Source organism: Collinsella aerofaciens, assembly GCF_018785245.1.
In the GTDB taxonomy this organism is placed as follows: Bacteria; Actinomycetota; Coriobacteriia; order Coriobacteriales; family Coriobacteriaceae; genus Collinsella; species Collinsella aerofaciens_AD.
Genome location: NZ_WQPL01000022.1, coordinates 17,283 through 35,791 on the forward strand (window position 1 = coordinate 17,283; position 18,509 = coordinate 35,791).

The 18,509-nt window shown below is 61.3% G+C and carries 15 protein-coding genes; 1 reads left to right on the forward strand and 14 read right to left on the reverse strand.

Features of this window, described 5'->3' with window-relative positions:
• Positions 1-98: 98 nt before the first annotated feature.
• The 5 genes from GPK39_RS05385 to GPK39_RS05405 form a co-directional block, all read right to left on the reverse strand.
• Positions 99-932, reverse strand: coding sequence for a PTS system mannose/fructose/sorbose family transporter subunit IID (locus GPK39_RS05385; protein ID WP_161115155.1), 834 nt, complete (start codon positions 930-932; stop codon positions 99-101).
• Positions 933-945: 13 nt separating this feature from the next.
• The gene (locus GPK39_RS05390) at positions 946-1,740 is read right to left on the reverse strand and encodes a PTS mannose/fructose/sorbose/N-acetylgalactosamine transporter subunit IIC (RefSeq protein WP_215674221.1); all 795 of its coding nucleotides are present in this window, start codon (positions 1,738-1,740) and stop codon (positions 946-948) included.
• A gap of 36 nt (positions 1,741-1,776) precedes the next feature.
• Positions 1,777-2,700 (reverse strand): PTS sugar transporter subunit IIAB, encoded by a 924-nt coding sequence (locus GPK39_RS05395; RefSeq protein ID WP_215674223.1) that lies wholly within the window; start codon positions 2,698-2,700, stop codon positions 1,777-1,779.
• Positions 2,701-2,883: 183 nt separating this feature from the next.
• Positions 2,884-3,966: a DMT family transporter gene (locus GPK39_RS05400; RefSeq protein WP_215674224.1), complete on the reverse strand. Its 1,083-nt coding sequence runs from the start codon at positions 3,964-3,966 to the stop codon at positions 2,884-2,886.
• 388 nt (positions 3,967-4,354) lie between these two features.
• The gene (locus GPK39_RS05405) at positions 4,355-5,347 is read right to left on the reverse strand and encodes an SIS domain-containing protein (RefSeq protein ID WP_215674226.1); all 993 of its coding nucleotides are present in this window, start codon (positions 5,345-5,347) and stop codon (positions 4,355-4,357) included.
• A gap of 206 nt (positions 5,348-5,553) precedes the next feature.
• On the opposite strand from GPK39_RS05405, the gene GPK39_RS05410 reads away from it, so the two are divergent.
• Complete coding sequence (locus GPK39_RS05410; protein ID WP_215674229.1) at positions 5,554-6,276, forward strand: GntR family transcriptional regulator; 723 nt, start codon at positions 5,554-5,556, stop codon at positions 6,274-6,276.
• Between the two features lie 21 nt (positions 6,277-6,297).
• Here the strand turns inward: GPK39_RS05410 and GPK39_RS05415 are convergent, their stop codons facing one another.
• The 9 genes from GPK39_RS05415 to rbr all read right to left on the reverse strand — a co-directional run bounded on the left by GPK39_RS05415 (position 6,298) and on the right by rbr (position 18,439).
• Positions 6,298-6,888 (reverse strand): GNAT family N-acetyltransferase, encoded by a 591-nt coding sequence (locus tag GPK39_RS05415; RefSeq protein WP_215674231.1) that lies wholly within the window; start codon positions 6,886-6,888, stop codon positions 6,298-6,300.
• A 77-nt stretch (positions 6,889-6,965) separates the two neighbouring features.
• The gene (locus GPK39_RS05420; RefSeq protein ID WP_215674233.1) at positions 6,966-7,991 is read right to left on the reverse strand and encodes a threonine aldolase family protein; all 1,026 of its coding nucleotides are present in this window, start codon (positions 7,989-7,991) and stop codon (positions 6,966-6,968) included.
• 45 nt (positions 7,992-8,036) lie between these two features.
• The gene (locus GPK39_RS05425; protein ID WP_215674235.1) at positions 8,037-8,900 is read right to left on the reverse strand and encodes a phosphatase PAP2 family protein; all 864 of its coding nucleotides are present in this window, start codon (positions 8,898-8,900) and stop codon (positions 8,037-8,039) included.
• Positions 8,901-9,111: 211 nt separating this feature from the next.
• Positions 9,112-12,744, reverse strand: a complete 3,633-nt coding sequence (mfd, locus tag GPK39_RS05430; RefSeq protein ID WP_215674237.1) for a transcription-repair coupling factor — start codon at positions 12,742-12,744, stop codon at positions 9,112-9,114.
• A 157-nt stretch (positions 12,745-12,901) separates the two neighbouring features.
• The gene (nth, locus tag GPK39_RS05435; RefSeq protein WP_215674239.1) at positions 12,902-13,567 is read right to left on the reverse strand and encodes an endonuclease III; all 666 of its coding nucleotides are present in this window, start codon (positions 13,565-13,567) and stop codon (positions 12,902-12,904) included.
• A 62-nt stretch (positions 13,568-13,629) separates the two neighbouring features.
• Positions 13,630-15,432, reverse strand: coding sequence for an ABC transporter ATP-binding protein (locus tag GPK39_RS05440; protein WP_215674241.1), 1,803 nt, complete (start codon positions 15,430-15,432; stop codon positions 13,630-13,632).
• A gap of 127 nt (positions 15,433-15,559) precedes the next feature.
• Positions 15,560-16,915: a DNA recombination protein RmuC gene (locus GPK39_RS05445; protein ID WP_215674243.1), complete on the reverse strand. Its 1,356-nt coding sequence runs from the start codon at positions 16,913-16,915 to the stop codon at positions 15,560-15,562.
• Between the two features lie 124 nt (positions 16,916-17,039).
• A complete protein-coding gene (locus GPK39_RS05450) occupies positions 17,040-17,462 on the reverse strand; it encodes a hypothetical protein (RefSeq protein ID WP_215674245.1) in 423 nt (140 codons plus the stop codon).
• A 437-nt stretch (positions 17,463-17,899) separates the two neighbouring features.
• On the reverse strand, positions 17,900-18,439 hold the full coding sequence (gene rbr, locus GPK39_RS05455) for a rubrerythrin (protein ID WP_215674247.1): 540 nt from the start codon (positions 18,437-18,439) through the stop codon (positions 17,900-17,902).
• Between the last annotated feature and the right edge of the window lie 70 nt (positions 18,440-18,509).

Genomic DNA, 18,509 nt, shown 5'->3' on the forward strand with positions numbered 1-18,509 from the left:
GGACTGTCCCATTGTCGCATTTTGGGGATGGAAGCCTGCCTGGGGTATGGGATGCCAGGCAGGCCCCCGGGGGAAAGCGGTTAGGCGCTTAGTCGCGACTAGGCCAGGATGCCGACCGCGGAGAGGGCGATGCCGCCCACAATGGCGATCACGAGAAGCCAACCGGTGTTGACGTTCTTCTTGATGAGCCAGTACATAAGGCCGGTGAGGCCAAGTGAGATCATCTGGGGCATCATGCTGTCCAGGATGTCCTGGATAACGACGGTGCCGTCAGCGAACTGCAGCGGGGTGGTGGCGCCGATCAGCGTGGCGATCATGCCGCCCACGGACATAAGACCCACGATGCCGCAGACATACATGAGCTTCTCCATGAGGTCGCCGCCCTGAAGCTTGCTCAGGTACTCGTGGCCGCCCTGATAGCCCATCTTGGCTGCGAACCAAGTAATCAGCACGGAGGGGACGATGGAGATGAGAAGGGCCAGGATCGGGCCCATGATGGAGCCCTGCTGAGCCAGCTGAACGCCCAAGCCAAAGGCGATAACGCGGATGGTGCCCTGGAAGAAGGAGTCACCGATGCCGGAAAGCGGGCCCATAAGGGAGGTCTTGACCGCGTTAATCGAATCGGGGTTGAAGTTCTCGGGATCCTTGGCGTACTCCTCCTCCATGGAGGCGGCGAGGCCCAGGATGAAAGCGCTCGTCTGCGGGGTGCAGTTGTAGAACGCCATGTGGCGGTGGTAAGCCTCTTTCTTAGCAGCAAGCTGCTTGGGGTCGGACTCGTCCGGATAGAGGCGATCGAGCGTGGGAACCATACCGTAGAGGAAGCCCATGTTCATCTGACGCTCGTAGTTCCAAGAGGCCTGGATGGCCCAGGAGCGCCAGAAGAACTGGCTGACCTTCTTGTTCAGGGACACGTCCTTGGTTGCGGTTGCCATAGTGTGTTCCTCCTTAGTCTTCGTCGTCTTCGAGCGGATCGTAGTCGGAATCGACACCGGCGGCTGCATGGGAACCGTTGAACTTGAAGCCCATGAAGACGACAGCCAGGCACACACCGATCAGAGCGACCGCGATGACGGACAGGTTGAGGTAAGCGGCGAGCAGGAAACCGATGAACAGGAACGGAGTCATACCCTTCTTGATCATCATGGTGAGCAGCAGGGCCAAGCCGTAGGCGGTCATGATCTTGGTCGAAACGTTAAGACCAGTGGACAGCCACTCGGGAACCATGTTGACGATGGCCTGAACCAGGTCGGTGCCAACAAAGACGGCGAGGAAGATCGGCAGGAAGTACATGATGGCGTACAAACCGGAGCCGGCGCAGATGTGCATACGGTAGGCGGTCTTAAACTTTCCGTTATCAATCGCGTTATCTGCCACATGGGTGAGGGCGGCGATGATGGAACGGAACACGATGCCGAGGAGCTGACCCAGGACGGCGACCGGGATGGCGATCGTCATGGCGGTCTCGGCGGAAGCATCGGTCAGGCACGCAAAGGCAGCGGCCACGATGCCGCCCAGGACCATATCGGGCGGAACGGCGGCGCCGACCTGCACCAGGCCCATGGACACGAGCTCGACGGCGGCACCGACGGCAAGGCCGGTGGGCACATCGCCCAGCAGCAGACCGACGAGCGTAGCGCCAACGAGGGGCTGCTCGAAGTTAAGACGACCGAGCAGGCGGGAGTCCCACATGCAGAACACGCCGACGAGGCCGACGAGCACCGCACTGATGAACGTATTCATACCCTTCTCCTTTCAGTCAGGCAAAAGCCTGGTTGATTACAGCTTGGCGTCGATGTCGACGCTCTGATACGTAGGGGTCTGCTGGACGTAGAGCTTGATGCCCATGTCGAGCAGCTGGTTGACGTCGGCCTTCTGGGTGGCGTCGAAGAAGACGGAGCTATCCTTGCCGCCAATCTGATCGGCACCGTCGTGGTTGGCGGTGGCGCCCAGGTTGATGGCGTCGAGCTTGTAGCCCTGGCAGAACTGCAGCATCTCGGCAGTGTTGCCAAAAACGAACATGACGCGCTCGCCGAGGGTGTTGAGCTTGTCCATCTTGGCGAGGGCACGCTCGACGGTGAAGACGTTCAGGCGCACGCCCTGGGGCTTGGCCAGCTTAAGAGCGCCCTTCTTGATGTCATCGTTGGCGGCGGCGTTGTCGACGACGATGATGCGCTCGGCCTGAACCTTGGTGGTCCAGGTAAAGACGACCTGGCCGTGCAGCAGACGGTAGTCAAGACGTGCGAGGACGATCTTGGCGGGACCGGAGCTGTGACGGGACGCCTTGGCCTTCTTGGCGGGAGCCGCGGCAGCCTCGACCGGTGCGTTGGGGTTGGTCAGACCGGTGCGGGCCTCGTTGATGAGGGCCGCGAGCTCGGCACCCTTGATGGGGGCGGGGCTCATAGCGAGCGTGAGCGCCAGCGGGATGTTGAAACCGCTGACAACCGTGAACTTCGTGCCGTTCTTGGAAAGCTCGACCATGTTGTTGTTGACCGAGCTGCCGAGCATATCGGTCAGCACATAGACGGTGTCGTCCGCGTTGAACGTGGCGATCATGGCGTCCACCTTATTGGTGATGGGCTCCTTGTCGTCACGAGCAAGCGACACGACGTGGACGTTCGACACGTCGCCGAGAACCATCTCGAGCGTGTCTTTGGCGCCTGCGGCCAGGCCGCCATGAGATGCGAGAATGATCTGATTCATCTTGCCTCCTCCTTTTCGTTATGGTCATTATAACGTCTTATACGTTGCTTATATTGCTAATTAGTTTAAAGACCGTTCGCGGGTGAAAATCGACCGTTGACGGGTTTAACGTACTTGAAACGTTGGGGCCGAGTAGGCCGGCGCTGGCTGGATAACCCGAGGTCAGATCCTGCGCGCAATCCTCTATCGCACAAAGTACCAGGGGCTTTCCTGCACGGTGGGCTCCAGCGCGATGCCGGTGCGCTCCTTAAGCAGATCCATGTCCTGCGATTTCTCCGTCCACCACGCGTTGGGCTTAAAGGTCATGCTCTCAACAACATGACCGACAAACACACTGTTGCGCAGCTTGGAGAAGTCGGTGTTCATGATCAGGATGGACGCGAGCACCAGCACGATGCCCAGGACCTTGATCGCGCCGGCGGGCTCGGCATAGATACCAATACCCACCAGTACGGTGACGACCGTCTCGAAAGACATTACGACGGGAACTTTCGATGTCTCGAGCCCCATGGACAGACCCTGCATATACAAGATGTAAGCCACGGCTGTGGGGATGAGTCCAAAGCCAAGGAACAACAGCAGCAGCTGTGGCGACATTGCCGCGGCGACATCCGGCCACGGAGCCGCGATAGCCGCCATAACCGCACCGCCAAAAACAAGACCCCAAAACGTGACAGCCAGCGGGTGGACCGTCTTGGTTGCTATCCGGCTAAACACCGCGAGCGACGCGCCGCAAAGGCCTGCAATCACGCCCGACGTGACGCCCCAAACCGAAAAATGGAAACCGGAAAGGTCGCCATTGGTCACTGCAAGTACACAGCCACCTATGTTAAAAGCGATGGCAACGAGCTTGTTGGGGGTCACGTCCTCGCGATAAAGCACGCGGCCGAGCACGACGCCAAACACCGGCGAGGTATAGAGCAGCACCGAGGCCGTGGACATGCCGACCTCGCCCATGCACTCGTAATAGCAGGTGTTGGCGGCGGCCAGGCCGACGATACCGACAAGCGCGCAGGGAACAAGCTCTTTAGGGCTTGCCTTGAACAGTGCCAGCGGACCCTGAGCAACGGTAGACCCCTCACCCGGACGGCAGCCCATAAACATCAGGACCGGCGCCAAGATAAACGCTCCGACCAACAAGCGAAAGGCAGCCATGCTCTGGGACGAAACGCCCATGGCCGAGATGCCGTTTACAAAGATTCCGATGCTGCCCCACATAAGCGCGGCGATCAGCACCAGCACATAGCCCAGATTGCTTTTCTTCAACGCAGCCTCCTCGGTATTGTTTCCAATATGTTTCACACTACGTTATAGTCGTTATATACATTTTTCAAGACACAAATCGGCGAGCGGAAAAATCTACTCCCCACATACTCATTGGGTAGTCATTGGGGACGCACTTAAATGACTGGTCATTCAAGAACGCCCCCCAACGACTAGGACTGTCCCCAACTGCCGGCAGAAAAGGAACATTCCCAACGTCTAAGGCGCCGCTGGTTGAGCATAAGTCAGCGAGCGGGCCGCATTTGAGGCAAGGTGACGTGAAACGAAAGGGCGCTGACCTTCTGGTCGCGCCCTTGAAGTTGAACGTCAGATTGCCCAAATGCGGCCCGCGCAGCGTCGAGCCGTTACGCGGTTTGGTAAAACCGCGTAACTAATACTCAAGCTTCCACATATAGCGGCGCGTCATGTAGTCCTTGTGGGTGACGGCAGAGAGCGCGCGCATATACACGTTGTTGAGGATCGGGGCGAAGATCAGGTGGTTGAAGTACTCGCTCACGCTGTCCTTGATGTCGTTGAGGCCGAGCTCCTTGGCATCGAGCTGATAGACGCGCTCGCCACCGTACTGGTTGACGAAGCGGATGCCGCGCTCGTCGTTGCAGCGGCTGCGGCCGACGCTGATGAGCTGGAACAGCGAGGTGCGCTTGTCCATGATCTCGAAGGGGCCGTGGAAGAAGTCGCAGGTGTTGATGGTGCAGGAGTCGATCTGCAGCATCTCCTGCACGTTGCAGATGCTAAAGACGTAGGCGGCACCAAAGAGCGGACCCTGAGCCATCACGTTGATGCAGGGCTTGTCGGCGTTCTGCTCGGCCCACTTGGCAGCGAGCGGACGGGTGTACTCGACGGCCTTGCGATAGATGGGGTCGACCAAGTCGAAGGCGGCCATAGCGGTCTCGTACTCGGCATAGCCCTCGGTCTGCTGCGTGAGCTCCATGGCGATCATGGTCACGACGGCGGAGTTGGTGCGACCCATGCAGGACTCGTCGACGGCCAGGCTGTCGTACTGGATCTTGTAGTCGCAGACCTCGGTGAGGGCGGACTCGTCAACATAGATGGCGATGGTGCTGGCGCCGTGGTCCTTGGCGACCTGGGCGGCGACGATGGTCTCCTTGGTGCCGCGCATGGACACGACGACGGCCAGGGTGTTCTCGTTAACGTAGGCGGGGGTTGCGTGCACGAACTCGTTGCTGGTGTAGCTGGAGCTCACGACCTGCGTGGCCTCGTGCTCCATAAAGTACTGGGCGGGATAGTTGCCGCCGTTGGATCCGCCGGCGCCAATCCACACGACGCGCTTGATGCCGCCCTTGTCTGCCTTGTCAGCCAAAACCTGGGAGACGACATCCTTAACCTGTTCCTGAGTAGTCATCGTGCATCAGCCTTTCTTCTCGTTTGATGCTCATCACAGGCATACAAGTTACATACATGTTTTGGCTATGTCGACTAGTTGTATGCTATATTTGTCTTAGAAATTTTGCTGATGCGGTTTTTGATAACTAGCTACCAGCGGTTTTGTTGTTGTATTGAATACATGCTTGATTAGACTCGCATACAGGTTAGATATAGGTTGATCGCATGAACGCTTCGTCTAAAAAGAAACTGGCCCAATACGAGCGCTTGGCAGGCATGCTGCGTGACCGCATCGCCGCCGGCGTCTACGCGCGCGAAGACAAGCTGCCGTCCGAGATGGAACTCATGGACGAATCGGGGCTGTCGCGCAGCACCGTGCGCCACGCCCTTAAGGTGCTCGTTGATGAGGGTCTGGTTCGAACCGAGCGCGGGCGCGGCGCCTTTGTGGCCGACACGCCCGCGCTCCTCGAGAACAACCTGGTGTTTTCGAGCTATACCAAGCAGGTCGAAGGCCAGGGCATGAAGCCCACCACGCGCACCGTGGACTCGGGCTTTGCCAAGGCGGCCGGCAGCATAGCCAAATTCTTTGACGCCGCCGTGGGCAGCAAGCTCGTCAAACTTGTCCGCCTGCGCTACCTGGACGACGCGCCGCTGTGCCTGGAGACCACCTACCTGCCGCCAAGCTTCGAGACGCTCATCGACTGCGATATCAACGGTTCGCTCTACGCCACGCTGCGCCAGGAATTCCATCGCGCGCCGGCACAGGGGCATAAGACCTTTGAGGTGTGCTATGCCTCGCAAAACGAGGCGTTTTTGCTCAACGTCAAGCGCGGGCAGGCACTGATCCTAATCACCGACTACGTCTACGACACCGACGGCCGCCCGCTCCATGTCTCCAAGCGCATCCAGCGCACCGACCGCGCCAAATACACCGAGCCCATCGGCTAACCTGCCAAAATAGACCTGTCCCTAAATGGTAGGTTTGGGGAGGTCGGGGAACCAGGTTGGCTTAGGTTGGTTGGGTGTGCGCTCGGCTAGGACCAACTCCATCCAGCACATGTCGTACCAGCGGCCGAACTTTTGGGCGCAGCGATCAAAAGCGCCGACCAGGCGATACCCCATATGGGCATGGAAATCCTGACTGTTGTGCGTCAGATACTCGTCGTCCTTGTCGTGCGGCACGGCAATGAGCGCGCACATGTTGGTAATGCCCATCGCGATCAGGCATTGCTTGAGCGTATCGTGCAGCTTGCGGCCCAGCCCGCCGTGGCGCACGTCGCGCGCCAGGTAGATCGACGTCTCGACCGACCAGTCGTATGCCTCGCGGCTGTTGAGCGGACTCACATAGGCATAGCCTACCGGACGCCCGTCCAGCTCCATCACCAGATACGGATAGCGCCTGAGCGTACGCTCGATGCGCCCGGCGAACTCCTCAACGCTTGGCACCTCGTATTCGCAGGTAATCGCCGTCTGGCGCACATACGGCTCATAGATGGCAAGCAACGCCGGCGCATCATCGGGCGTCGCCAGGCGAATCGTCGGCTCGGACATCTCGGTCATACAACCCTTCCCCCTCAAAAACAGAGGCCGCCTTGCGCCAAACCCAGCGCAAGGCGGCCCCCCGTCATTACATCAGGCTACAGGACAGCCGCCAACGCGTCGATATCCCCCTGCGTCGTGGCCCAGCTGGTGCAAAAGCGCACCACCGTGTGGGTCTCGTCGTACTTTTCCCAGTACTCGATCGCCGCATGCTCGCGAATGCGCGCCATGTCCTCGTTGGGCAGAATCACAAACTGCTGGTTTGTGGGCGTCTCCAAAAAGAACTGGTAGCCGCGCTCGTGCAGCACGCGACGAAGCGTCTGAGCCGTCTCGATCGCCTGGCGACCAATCTCAAAATACAGGCCATCGGTAAAGAGCGCCTCAAACTGCACGCCCGTCAGGCGGCCCTTGGCCAACAGCGCGCCGTGCTGCTTAATACGCGGAATGGGATGCGCCGGGGCGCGCATGCCGCAGAACACCACAGCCTCGCCGCAGAGCGCGCCGCACTTGGTGCCGCCGATGTAGAACACGTCACACAGCTGCGCCAGCTCGGGCAGGGTAATGTCGCACTCATCGGCCGCCAGCGCATAGGCCAGACGAGCACCGTCCACAAACAGCGGAATCTGGCGCTTCTGGCACACCGCGTGAATCGCCGCGAGCTCGGCCTTGGAGTACAGCGTGCCGTACTCGGTCGATAGACTCACGTACACGGCACCCGGGAACACTGTGTGCTCGTAGCTCTCGTTTTCGTAGAACACCTGGATATAGTTCTCGAGGTCCTCGGCGTGCATCTTGCCCTCGTAGCCGGGGATGGTGAGCACCTTGTGGCCGCCAAACTCGATGGCGCCCGCCTCGTGACAGGCGACGTGACCAGTCTCGGCAGCAACGACGCCCTCGTAGGGCGCAAGCAGCATGTCGATCACCGTCGCGTTGGCCTGCGTGCCGCCCACCAGAAAAAACACGTCGGCATCGGGGGCCTGGCAGGCCTCGCGAATAAGTTGCTTGGCGCGCTCGGTATGCGCATCGGTACCGTAGCCGGGCTGCGGCTCCATATTGGTGTCGACGAGCGCCTGCAGCACCGCCGGATGTGCGCCGTGGGAATAATCGTTGTTGAACGCGAGCATGGCAATCCTCTCTTACCGGGTATCGGCCAGATGATTCAAACGGAGCTATTGTACGCCGTTGGGATAGGCAATACGCGCGGCAAGGCACTCAAGCGCCAGCACCAGGGCAAAGCCGCAGCTCACGTCACTCAAAAAGTGCGCTCCGATCACGATGCGGCCAAAGGCGACGAGCGCCGCGACCACAGCCGCCGTCCAAAAGACCACCCGGCGGCGCGACGGCTTTTCCTTAAAGGCCGCTGCGGGAAGCCCGGCGAGCATCAGGCCAATCGCCGCATGCGCGGTGTGTCCACTCGCGAACGACTTAAAGCCGTCCTTGATTACGCCGGCGGCGATATAGCTCCACTTGTCGGGGTTGCCAATCACCCACCACGGCTGAAAATTGAGCCCCGGCGTGACCTCGATCACGCGCATGCGCGGACGCGACCACAACGGCTTAACAATGACGTTGAGGATAATGGCCTGAGCGACCCACACGGCAAGCACCATCAACGCCCAGTGCGTGAGCCCGTCGGGCTCGGTCGTGCGCGTGAGGCGATAGACGATAAGGTTGGCGGCGATCACCAGCACAAACGTCAGCACCAACTGAACAGCGATGAGCTTGCCGCCAACTTTCAGGGACGAGACGATCTCGTAGCCGGCCAGGCCAACGTTGACGAGGATGCCGAGCACGGCGAGCCATTTGCTCCCTCTGGAATCGGGACGTACCGCGCGCACGAGCATAACGCCCGCGACGCTTGCCGTCAGCTCGAACGGCAGCTCGCCGGCGGCCTCGATAAGGCGACCGTACATACTGCCGATATTGAACAGCGCGCTCGAGATCTGATAATCAAAGAAACTGCCCACGCCCAGGCAAAGGGCAAGGATGACCGCGATAGCAGCGGCGTCTTTCTTGTAGATGTATCCAAACATGCTTTCCTTTCGGTCGGGCGAAGGGTCGACCCGCAACGTGGTGGGGCAAAGATAGCTTTGTCCCATAAATACCCTTACAGGTTGAGCATAAGTGAGCGAAAACGTTCCATTTGTGGCAAGGTGGCCCGAAGGAGGAGGGAAGCGTACTTGCGTACGCGACCGACGAGTGAGGGTCAGATTGCCCAAATGGAGCGTTTGCAGCGTCGACCTGCTAGTCGTCGTCGCTAGCACCCAACTGCTGCAGCAGCATGAGCGCCGCCGCCACCGGGCCGGTGCCGTCGTTGGCGTCGAGGCCGCGACCCAGGCCGCTGCCCGCACCGGCACCCGCCTTATAGGGCACCGACAGCTTGCGGCTCTTGGGGAAGTTCACCGCGCCATAGCGGGTCTTAAGATCAAAGGCCACCTTCTTGGGCACGTCGACGCCCAAAAACGTGATGCGGCCGCCGCTGAGCGTGACACTCTCGAGCCCCAAGCGCTCGCCGCGGATACGAATACGCGCGCGGTTGAACAGATTGAGCCCCGCCAACGGCAGCTCACCGTGCGTGGCCTCGGTCTCTTCCTGCACCTCGTCGATACTCTCCAGGTCCTCGGCCGCCGCGAGCTTGCGGTACACGAGCACGCGCTGGTCCACCGCCGGCAGGTACTCCTCGGACAAGAAATAATCGGCCGGCAGGTTAATACCCACGCTCGCCGCCTCCACGCCGGCATCGTCGTCGCCGCGCGCCTCGGCCACGGCCTGGCCCAGCATCTGCGTAAACAGGTCAAAGCCCACGCTCGACAGGTTGCCGTGCTGCTCGGCTCCCATAAGCGAGCCGGCGCCGCGAATCTCCAGGTCGCGCATGGCGATGCGCATGCCGCTGCCCAGGTCCTGGAACTCGGAAAGTGCGGTCAGGCGCGCCGTCGCCTCCTCGGTGAGCGGCAGCTCGCCCGGGAACATAAAGTACGCGTAGGCCTGCGTGGCAGAGCGGCCCACACGGCCCTTGAGCTGGTAAAGCTGTGCCAGACCCAGGCGCTGCGAGTCCTCGATGATCAGCGTGTTGGCCGTTGCGTTGTCGATGCCGCTCTCCACGATGGTCGTGGCGATGAGCACGTCGATCTTCTTGGTCGCGAACTCGATCATCACGTCCTCGACCTCGCGCGGGCTCATCTTGCCGTGCGCCACGCCCACGCGCGCCTCGGGCGCGGCCTCGTGCACGCGCGCCACGGCACCATCGATGGTCTTGACGCGGTTGGACACGTAATACACCTGACCGCCGCGGCCCACCTCCAGGCGAATCGCCGCACTCACCACGTCGGGGTCGTACTCCCCCACGTGCACGATCACGGGACGACGCCCGGTCGGCGGTGTGGTGATCAGGCTCATGTCGCGCACGCCGCTCGTGGCCATCTGCATGGTTCGCGGAATAGGCGTTGCCGAAAGCGTGAGCACGTCGATTTGCTCGCGCAGGTTCTTGAGCTGCTCCTTGTGCTGCACACCAAAGCGCTGCTCCTCGTCGATGATCACCATGCCCAGGTTCTTGGGGTTCACATCGGCCGAAAGCAGGCGGTGCGTGCCGATGAGCACATCGATCGTGCCCTCGGCAAACGCCTTGAGCGCGCGCTTCTGCTGCGCCGGCGTGCGGAAGCGGCTGAGCACCTCGACCTCGAGGCCAAACGGGGCAAAGCGCTCAAAGAAGGTCTCGTAGTGCTGCTGGGCCAGAATGGTTGTGGGGCAGAGCACCATGACCTGACGGCCGGAGTCCACACACTTGAACGCCGCACGCAGGGCGACCTCGGTCTTGCCAAAGCCCACGTCGCCGCACAGCAGTCGGTCCATGGGCTTGGGCGCCTCCATGTCGGCCTTAATATCGGCGATGGCCTCCAACTGGTCGCGTGTCTCGTCGTAGGGAAAGCTCTCCTCCATCTCGATCTGCTCGGGCGTGTCGGGCGGGCAGGCGATACCGGTAATCGACGAGCGGCGCGTATACAGGTCGACCAGGTCAAACGCCAGCTTTTTGGCGTTCTTGCGCGCCTTGTTGGTGGCACGCGTCCAGTCGGCGGTGTTGAGCCTGGTCAGGCGCGGCTTGTCGCCGTCGGGGCCAACGTATCGCGTGATGCGGTCGACCTGCTCGAGCGGCACGTAGAGTTTGTCGCCATCGGCATATTCCAGCAAAAAGTAGTCGCGCTCCTTGCCGCCCACTTCCTGGCGCGCGATCTCGCTAAAGAGCGCGATGCCGTGGGTAGCGTGCACCACGTAGTCGCCCGGCTTAAACGGGAAGGTGATCTGCGTAATGTCCACCTTGCGGCGGCTGCGCGCGCGGTTGGCGTCCATGCGGGCGTTGAGGTCGGCGATCGAGAACACGGCCAGGTTGGCATCGGGCACCACCACGCCCTGCGGCAGGGCAGCGTCCACAAAGGTCACGCGCCCGCGCGAGATGGTGGGCACGGCGGCGCCGGCGGCAGCCTGCACGGCGCCCGCCTCGAGCGAGCGGGCGTTGAGCGCGTCGGCGCGGCGCTCGCGAATTGCAGCATGAGCATCCTGACGGGCAGCACGATCGGCAGAATCCGCCGCTGCCACGCGTACGCGCTCGCCGATGACGCCGACGTTTTCGGGCGCTGCCGTCAGCGACTCCTCAAAAGTAATGCCCTCATCGCCAAAGGCGAGCTCCATCGACTCGCGCGCGCCGCGATCGGGAATGGCGAACACGCAGGCGTAGCGCTTACCCACGACTTCCTGAACGCGCGTCATAAAACGGTTGTCCGAGCCTGCGATAGCAGGCTGCTCAATCTTGAGCTCGGCCGTCACCGCACCGCCGGCACGGATGAGACTTACGTAGTTCAAGCGCTGCTGGGCACCAAAATCGAGCTGTTGAGCGCGCACGTACAAGCCGTCTAGACGGTCAATCCCCGCCTCGCCGGCACGGGCCTCGATATCCTCGTAGGCGCGCAGGCAATCGTCGAACAGCGAGCGCGGCTCGGACAAAACCACGAGCGCCTTGCCGCTCACGTGCGCCAGCGGGCTTACGGTCTGGCCGTACATCACCGGCAAAAAGCGGTCGAGCTCGGGTGTAACAATGCGTGCATCCACCATCTCGAGCAGCGCCGCCAGCTTGCTGTCGTCCTGGCTTGCGCGGTAGAGCGCCACGTGCATGTTGTGAACGGCATCGTCGGTAAGCGCCAGCTCACGGCAGGGGAAGATCTCGATACTGTCCTCGTTGCCGATGGTTTGGCCCGTGGAGCTCACCATGCGGCGGATGCGGTCAATCTCGTCGCCGAAGAACTCGATGCGCACGGGTGCCTTTTCCTGTGCGGGGAACACCTCGACGGTGTCGCCGTGAACGCGAAACAAGCCGGGCGCATCGGCGGCGCCGGCATTGGTGTAGCCCATGCCCACCAAGCGCTGCGGCACCTCGTCAAAAGGAATCTCCTCGCCCACCGCAAAAGTAGTGGACTCCCAGTAGCGGCTCTCGACCGGCGGCACGCAACGCAGCAGCGCGCGGGCCGAGGCAACCATGATGCAGTTGTCCCCGCGCACGATGCGCCCCAGAGCCTCGCAGCGCTGCGCCACCACGGCGTCGTCGGGCGCCTGTTCGCGCCACGGATAGTCCTTGCGCTCGGGAAAACGGCACACGTGCGCTAGGCCCACGTAGGCGGCAAGGCTACGCGCGGCGCGATCGGCCGCATCCTCGCCGCTCACAATGTAGACCGTGGGGCGCGGGCGGCGCGCAAACTGGGCGGCCGCCATAAGCGTGCGGCCCGACTGCGACACAGCCAGCGTCACGTCCTCGCCGGCATCGAGTCCCGCCTCGACGGTCTGCAAGGCCTCGGCAGTGTAGAGCTGCGCGGCTATACGGTGAATGAGCATGCTGTTCCTCCGGCATTGCAACGCCAAAAGCCCGCCGGGGCAAGCTCGGCGGGTATGCGGCGGATTTCATTGCCTGTCATGGTAACGCATGGAGAGGACTCCGGCTCAAGGGCAAACCCAGCCCCTCAAAAAACGCCAGACGAAGATGCGTTCCGCCCTACCCCGCTACGCGCACGCTGGGGCACAAATCTGCCAGCGGACACTCGTCACACTTGGGTTTGCGGGCGTCGCAGATTTCACGGCCAAAGGTAATCCACTGGTGGTTGACCGACTCCCAATACTCGTGCGGCAAAATCTTGAGCAGATCTTGCTCGGTCTTGAGCGGCTCTTTGGCATGCGTTTTAGGACTCAGCATCAGGCGATGCGCGATGCGGTTGACGTGTGTATCGACCGCGATGCCCTCGACAATGCCGTACCCCACGTTGAGCACGATGTTCGCCGTTTTGCGTCCCACGCCCGGCAGCTTTACAAGCTCCTTCATGTCGGCCGGTACCTCACCGCCGTAGTCGGCGACGATCATCTGCGCGGCCTCCACGGCATGCTTGGCCTTACTCTTATAAAAGCCGAGCGACTTGATGGTCTCGGCCACATCGGCCACGCTCGCGCCGGCCATGGCCTCGGGCGTGGGCCACTGGGCAAACAGTTGGGGCGTCACCTTGTTGACCTGTGCATCGGTCGTTTGAGCCGAAAGCAGTACCGCGATGAGCAGCCTAAAGGGATTCTCGTGGTCCAAAAAGCACTCAACCGGGCCATAGCGACGGTTGAGGCGCTCGCACACCTCAACGGCGCGTTCGCGTTTGGCGGCATTGGTCTCGCGTGGCATAACGACTCCTCAGCTCAGCGGCACAACAAACTACAGGCACGATTGTCCCACGCCCGGGGCGCTTACGCCTCCAAAAATGCGCCGGTCTGGCGGCCCCACAGGCTTGCGTACTCGCCACCCGCCTCGACGAGCTGCGCATGCGTGCCGTCCTCGACGATCTCGCCATCGGCCAGCACCACAATGCGGTCGAGCGCCGCCACGGTGGACAGGCGGTGCGCCACCACAATGGCGGTACGTCCACGCATCAGGTTCTCGAGCGCCTCCTGCACCAACGCCTCGGACTCGCTGTCCAGGGCAGAGGTCGCCTCGTCGAGCACCAGAATCGGCGCGTCGGTCAGGATAGCGCGGGCGATGGCCACGCGCTGGCGTTGTCCACCCGAAAGCTTAACGCCGCGCTCGCCTACCATGGTGTCAAAGCCACGGGGCAGGCGATCGATAAACTCCAGGGCATTGGCCAGGCGCGCTGCCTCGCGAATCTGTTCGTCGGTGGCGTCGGGACGCCCGTAGGCGATATTCTCGCGAATGGAGCGGTGGAACAGCAGCGCCTCCTGAGGCACGTAGGCAACCTGGCGGCGCAGGCTCTGCTGCGTGCAGCGCGAGACATCCTGACCGTCCACGAGCACGCGGCCGCCCTGAACGTCGTCCAGGCGCAGCAACAGCTTGGTGAGCGTCGTCTTGCCCGAGCCCGATTTGCCCACCAGGCCCACGCGCTGACCCGCCGCCACATGAAGCGTCAGGTCGTCGAACACGTTCTCACCCGCCGCGGCGTCACGGTATGCAAAGCTCAGGTGCTCAAAATCAATCGCGCCCTCGCCCACCTTGAGCTCGGGAGCATTCTCGTCGTCCGCCACCAGACGCGGCTCGTCCAGCACGCGTGTCATCTCGGCCGCATCGCCCAGCGCGCGGTTGATGCGTTGCATCATGGAGCTCACGTAGTTCAGGCGCATGGTGAGGTTGTACGTATAGGTAAAAATCATGACGAGCGCGCCGGCAGAGATGCCAAACCACGCGTTACCGCCCGCCACGAACACGCTCACCACGGCCATGGTGATGACGATAAGGCCCGAGGTCGTAAAGTTGCGCTGCATCATGGCGTGCATCGAAACCGTCTCGGCGTCGCGCGCGGCGCGGTCGGCGGTATCGAACAGGTCGCGCTCAAAGTCTTCGCACCCACAGGTTTTGACGGCCAGAATGTTCGTGACCGCGTCGGACAGCACGCCCGAGAGCTTGTTCTGAGCGGCAGACGTCGCGGCCGAAAGCGGCATGATGCGCTTGTACATAAGCCAAACGAACGCGATGTAGACGACCATGATACCCACCAGGATCACGGTAAATGTGGGCACCACCGGGGCGAGCGCCGCCACCGTGCAGATGACCGAGGTAATGGTGGGGATGAGCGAATATACCGTCACATCGACCAAGCCCGTGTAGCCGCTCATGAAACGGCTCGTCTGGCTCACGAGCGATCCGCCAAAACGGCTGGTATGGAACGTCATGGATTGATTGGAAAGCGTGTCAAAGCACAGACGCGCCAAGTGATAGTTGCCCGCAATCTCGAGCTTGTAGACGGTGTAGTCCTGCAGCTTGGAGAGGATTTGACCCACTAGGTTAACGAGCACGAGCGCCAGAATGTAGGGACCAAAGACCTCAAACACCCGATTGCCCGCCACGGGGCCGGCCTGGACGCGGTCGACGATAAGGGCCATCACATAGGTATTGGCAAACGTCAGCAAAAAGATGTAGCCCGCCGACGAGAACACCGAGAGAAAGACAATCAGCGGCTGCGTGCGCGTGACACCCCAAAACCGCTGCAGCGTGCGGCGCACGGTGGAGCGGCTGAGCGGGCTGGTGCTTCTCTGAGACATGGGCTTCCTTTCGCGTCTGATAGGGCGAAACGCCATTGTTGCACATTGGAGCACGCTTCAGACGAGTGCGATACGAAAAGCGGTGGGGCGCCCGCGTTTGCGCCGGTGCCCCACCGTCTTGTTGCAATTAGTCCTCGTCTTCTTGGTCCGCGAGAAGGCTCGCGGACGTGAGTCCCAAGATCTCATCGGCTTGGTCGGCGTCTTCCAGCGCGTCGATATCCTTGAGCTTGCGCTCCATGACGTTGGTGCGCGTGGTGATGATGCCCTCGACCGTTTTGCCCGCGGTCTCGATCTGCTGCTGGGCGCGGCGCAGCGCCTTTTGATAGCGCGGCAGCTCGGCCTTGACAGCGGAGAGCACGCGCAGCACATCGTCGGTGCGTTTTTGCAGCTTAAACGTTTGGTAACTCATCTGCAGGCTGTTGAGAATGGCCGCCATGGTGCTAGGTCCGGCAACGTTGACGTGATAGTCGCGGCCCAGGGTCTCGATAAGCCCGGGGCGGCTGACGACCTCGGCGTACAGTCCCTCAAACGGAACGAACATAATGCCAAAGTTGGTCGTTGCCGGCACACTCAGGTACTTTTCGCAGATGTCCTTGGCCTCGCGCTTGACCATGGTGTCGAGCGTCTTGCGCGCAGCCGCCACGGTCTCCGCATCGCCCGACTCCCGCGCGTCGAGCAAGTGCTCGTACGCGTCGCCCGGAAACTTGGAGTCGATCGGCAGCAGCACGGGATCGCCCTCGTCTACCGGCAGCTTGACGGCAAACTCAACGCGCTCCGAGGCGCCGGGCTTGGTGGCGACGTTTTCCAGATACTGGTCGGGCGTAAGGATGTCCGCCAGAATTGCACCCAGCTGCACCTCGCCCAAAATGCCACGCGCCTTCACGTTGCCCAGCACGCGCTTAAGGTCGCCCACGCCGGTGGCGATGGATTGCATGTCGCCCAACCCCTTGTACACGGCCTCGAGCTGGTCGCTCACCTGCTTAAACGATGCCGACAGGCGATCGTTGAGCGTGCGGGAAAGCTTCTCGTCCACCGTTGCGCGCATCTGATCGAGTTGCACGTTGTTGTCTTTGCGGATAGCACCCAGCTGAGCATCGACAGTCTCGCGCACCTTGTCCAGGCGATGTTCGATGCCTTCGCGATTGGCACCGAGCTGTTGAGCCGTCTCGCGGCGCAGGTCATCCATCCGGTCACCAGCTTGCGAAAACTCACGTGCGATGGTCAGGTAACGTTGCTGTTCCACGGCCGCATCTGTCGTCTGCTGCTGCGCGATGGCGTTGGCCGTGCGGCGAGTTTCGGCCAGCGCGACGTTCAGGGCATCGAGCGCGTTGTTGGCCTGCTCGAGTGCTGCCAGCGTTTCCGCGCTACTGTCGCCACGCTCCCGCAACTCGGCACGCAGGCTCTTGAGCTGGAGGGCGCAAGCCACAGCAACCCCCACCGCCACCAAGGCGATCTCAACAAGCACAATATCAATAGCAGACATAAACTCCGCCCAACAAACCCAATCGAGCACCAATCAAAACCGCGATCAATCTTACCCCGCCACACGCACGGATCACCCACTGCCTTGCAGACAAATTTCTCTTAGAGCCGCGGACGCTAAAACGCTAACTCTCCCAGCCGGCGCGAATGGTTGTTACGACATCGCCTAGGCGCTGGCCGAGAGCCGCTAGATGTTGGAGCACCTCGTTGGGCGATGCGCCGTTGAGGATGCACGTGAGGGCATACGACGCCAGAAAGATGGCCACAAGCCCTAACGGGATGAGCACGATCATCACCAAGGTGCGCAGGCGCTGGCCCACGCGGCGACGACGCGCACGACGTTTGTCGAACGCGAGCTCCTGCGCATATGAATCTTGCTGTACGGAATAGGCCTCTGGTGCCGATTCGCTCGCAGGCGAAACCGCAGGCGTGGCATTTTGCGCAGGGGGCTGGGCTGCCGCCCCTTGCATCTGCATCTCCATGAGTCGTTGCTGCTGACGCAGCATGCGCTCAGCTTGTTGCTGCGGAGTCTCAAGAAACAGGTCCATGTTGGCCTCCAAAGTCGGAGCATTCGACGCTTACGACCAGCATCCCGCACCGCCATGACCGCGACAACGCAATCGCCGGCAATAGCCACAAAGTTTCTTCTGCTCAAAAGCTGTCGAAAACCTCAACAACTCCTCTACCAGCACTTTCTCTGAGCTTTTTTTCGCCAGCAATCTTTTGGCCTTCCACCCTTACGCCAACTGACCAAAATCTAACCAAAAGCTTGACGGAAATTGTGGAGACCGGGACCCCCACAAAAAGTGCCGCCCCAAAGGGGCGGCACACAAACTTATTATCAGCTTTTCTGTAACGAGCATGCGACGACTCAACGCCGGAGCGCAGGGCGGGGAAACCTTTGCCTCGCGCGACCCTGCGAAGCCGTGAGCGAGGAGGGAAGGTAGTCCGGCCCTCCCGGCCCAGCTCACGCCAGCGCCAAGCGCTAGTAGTTCACCACCTGCTCTTCAAAGTACGCCTTGGGGTGATTACACACCGGGCACACCTCAGGCGCCTCGGCACCAACGTGCAGGTGCCCGCAGTTCAGGCACTTCCACACCTTTACGCCCTCGCGCTCAAACACCTCGCCCGATTCAATGCGCTCAACGAGCTTGTTATAGCACTCCTCGTGAGCCTTCTCCACGGCGCCGACACCACGGAACTTCTCGGCGATCTCGGCAAAGCCCTCCTCCTCGGCGGTTTTGGCGAACTCGTCGTACATCGTGGTCCACTCGTAGTTCTCGCCCGCAGCGGCATCACGCAGATTGTCCAGGGTATCGGGGACGGCGCCGTCGTGCAGATACTTAAACCACAGTTTGGCGTGCTCGGACTCGTTGCCTGCGGTCTCGGCAAAGATATTCGAAATCTGAACGTAGCCGTCCTTCTTGGCCTTGGAGGCATAGTAGCGATACTTGGTGTGTGCCTGGGACTCACCGGCAAAAGCAGTCTCGAGGTTCTTCTTGGTCTGAGAGTTCTCAAAATCCATAGGTGTACTTCCCTTCAACACGTGCCGCCCATAGGCTTTGAGCGACCTTGTCTTTAGGATGCCCTCAAGC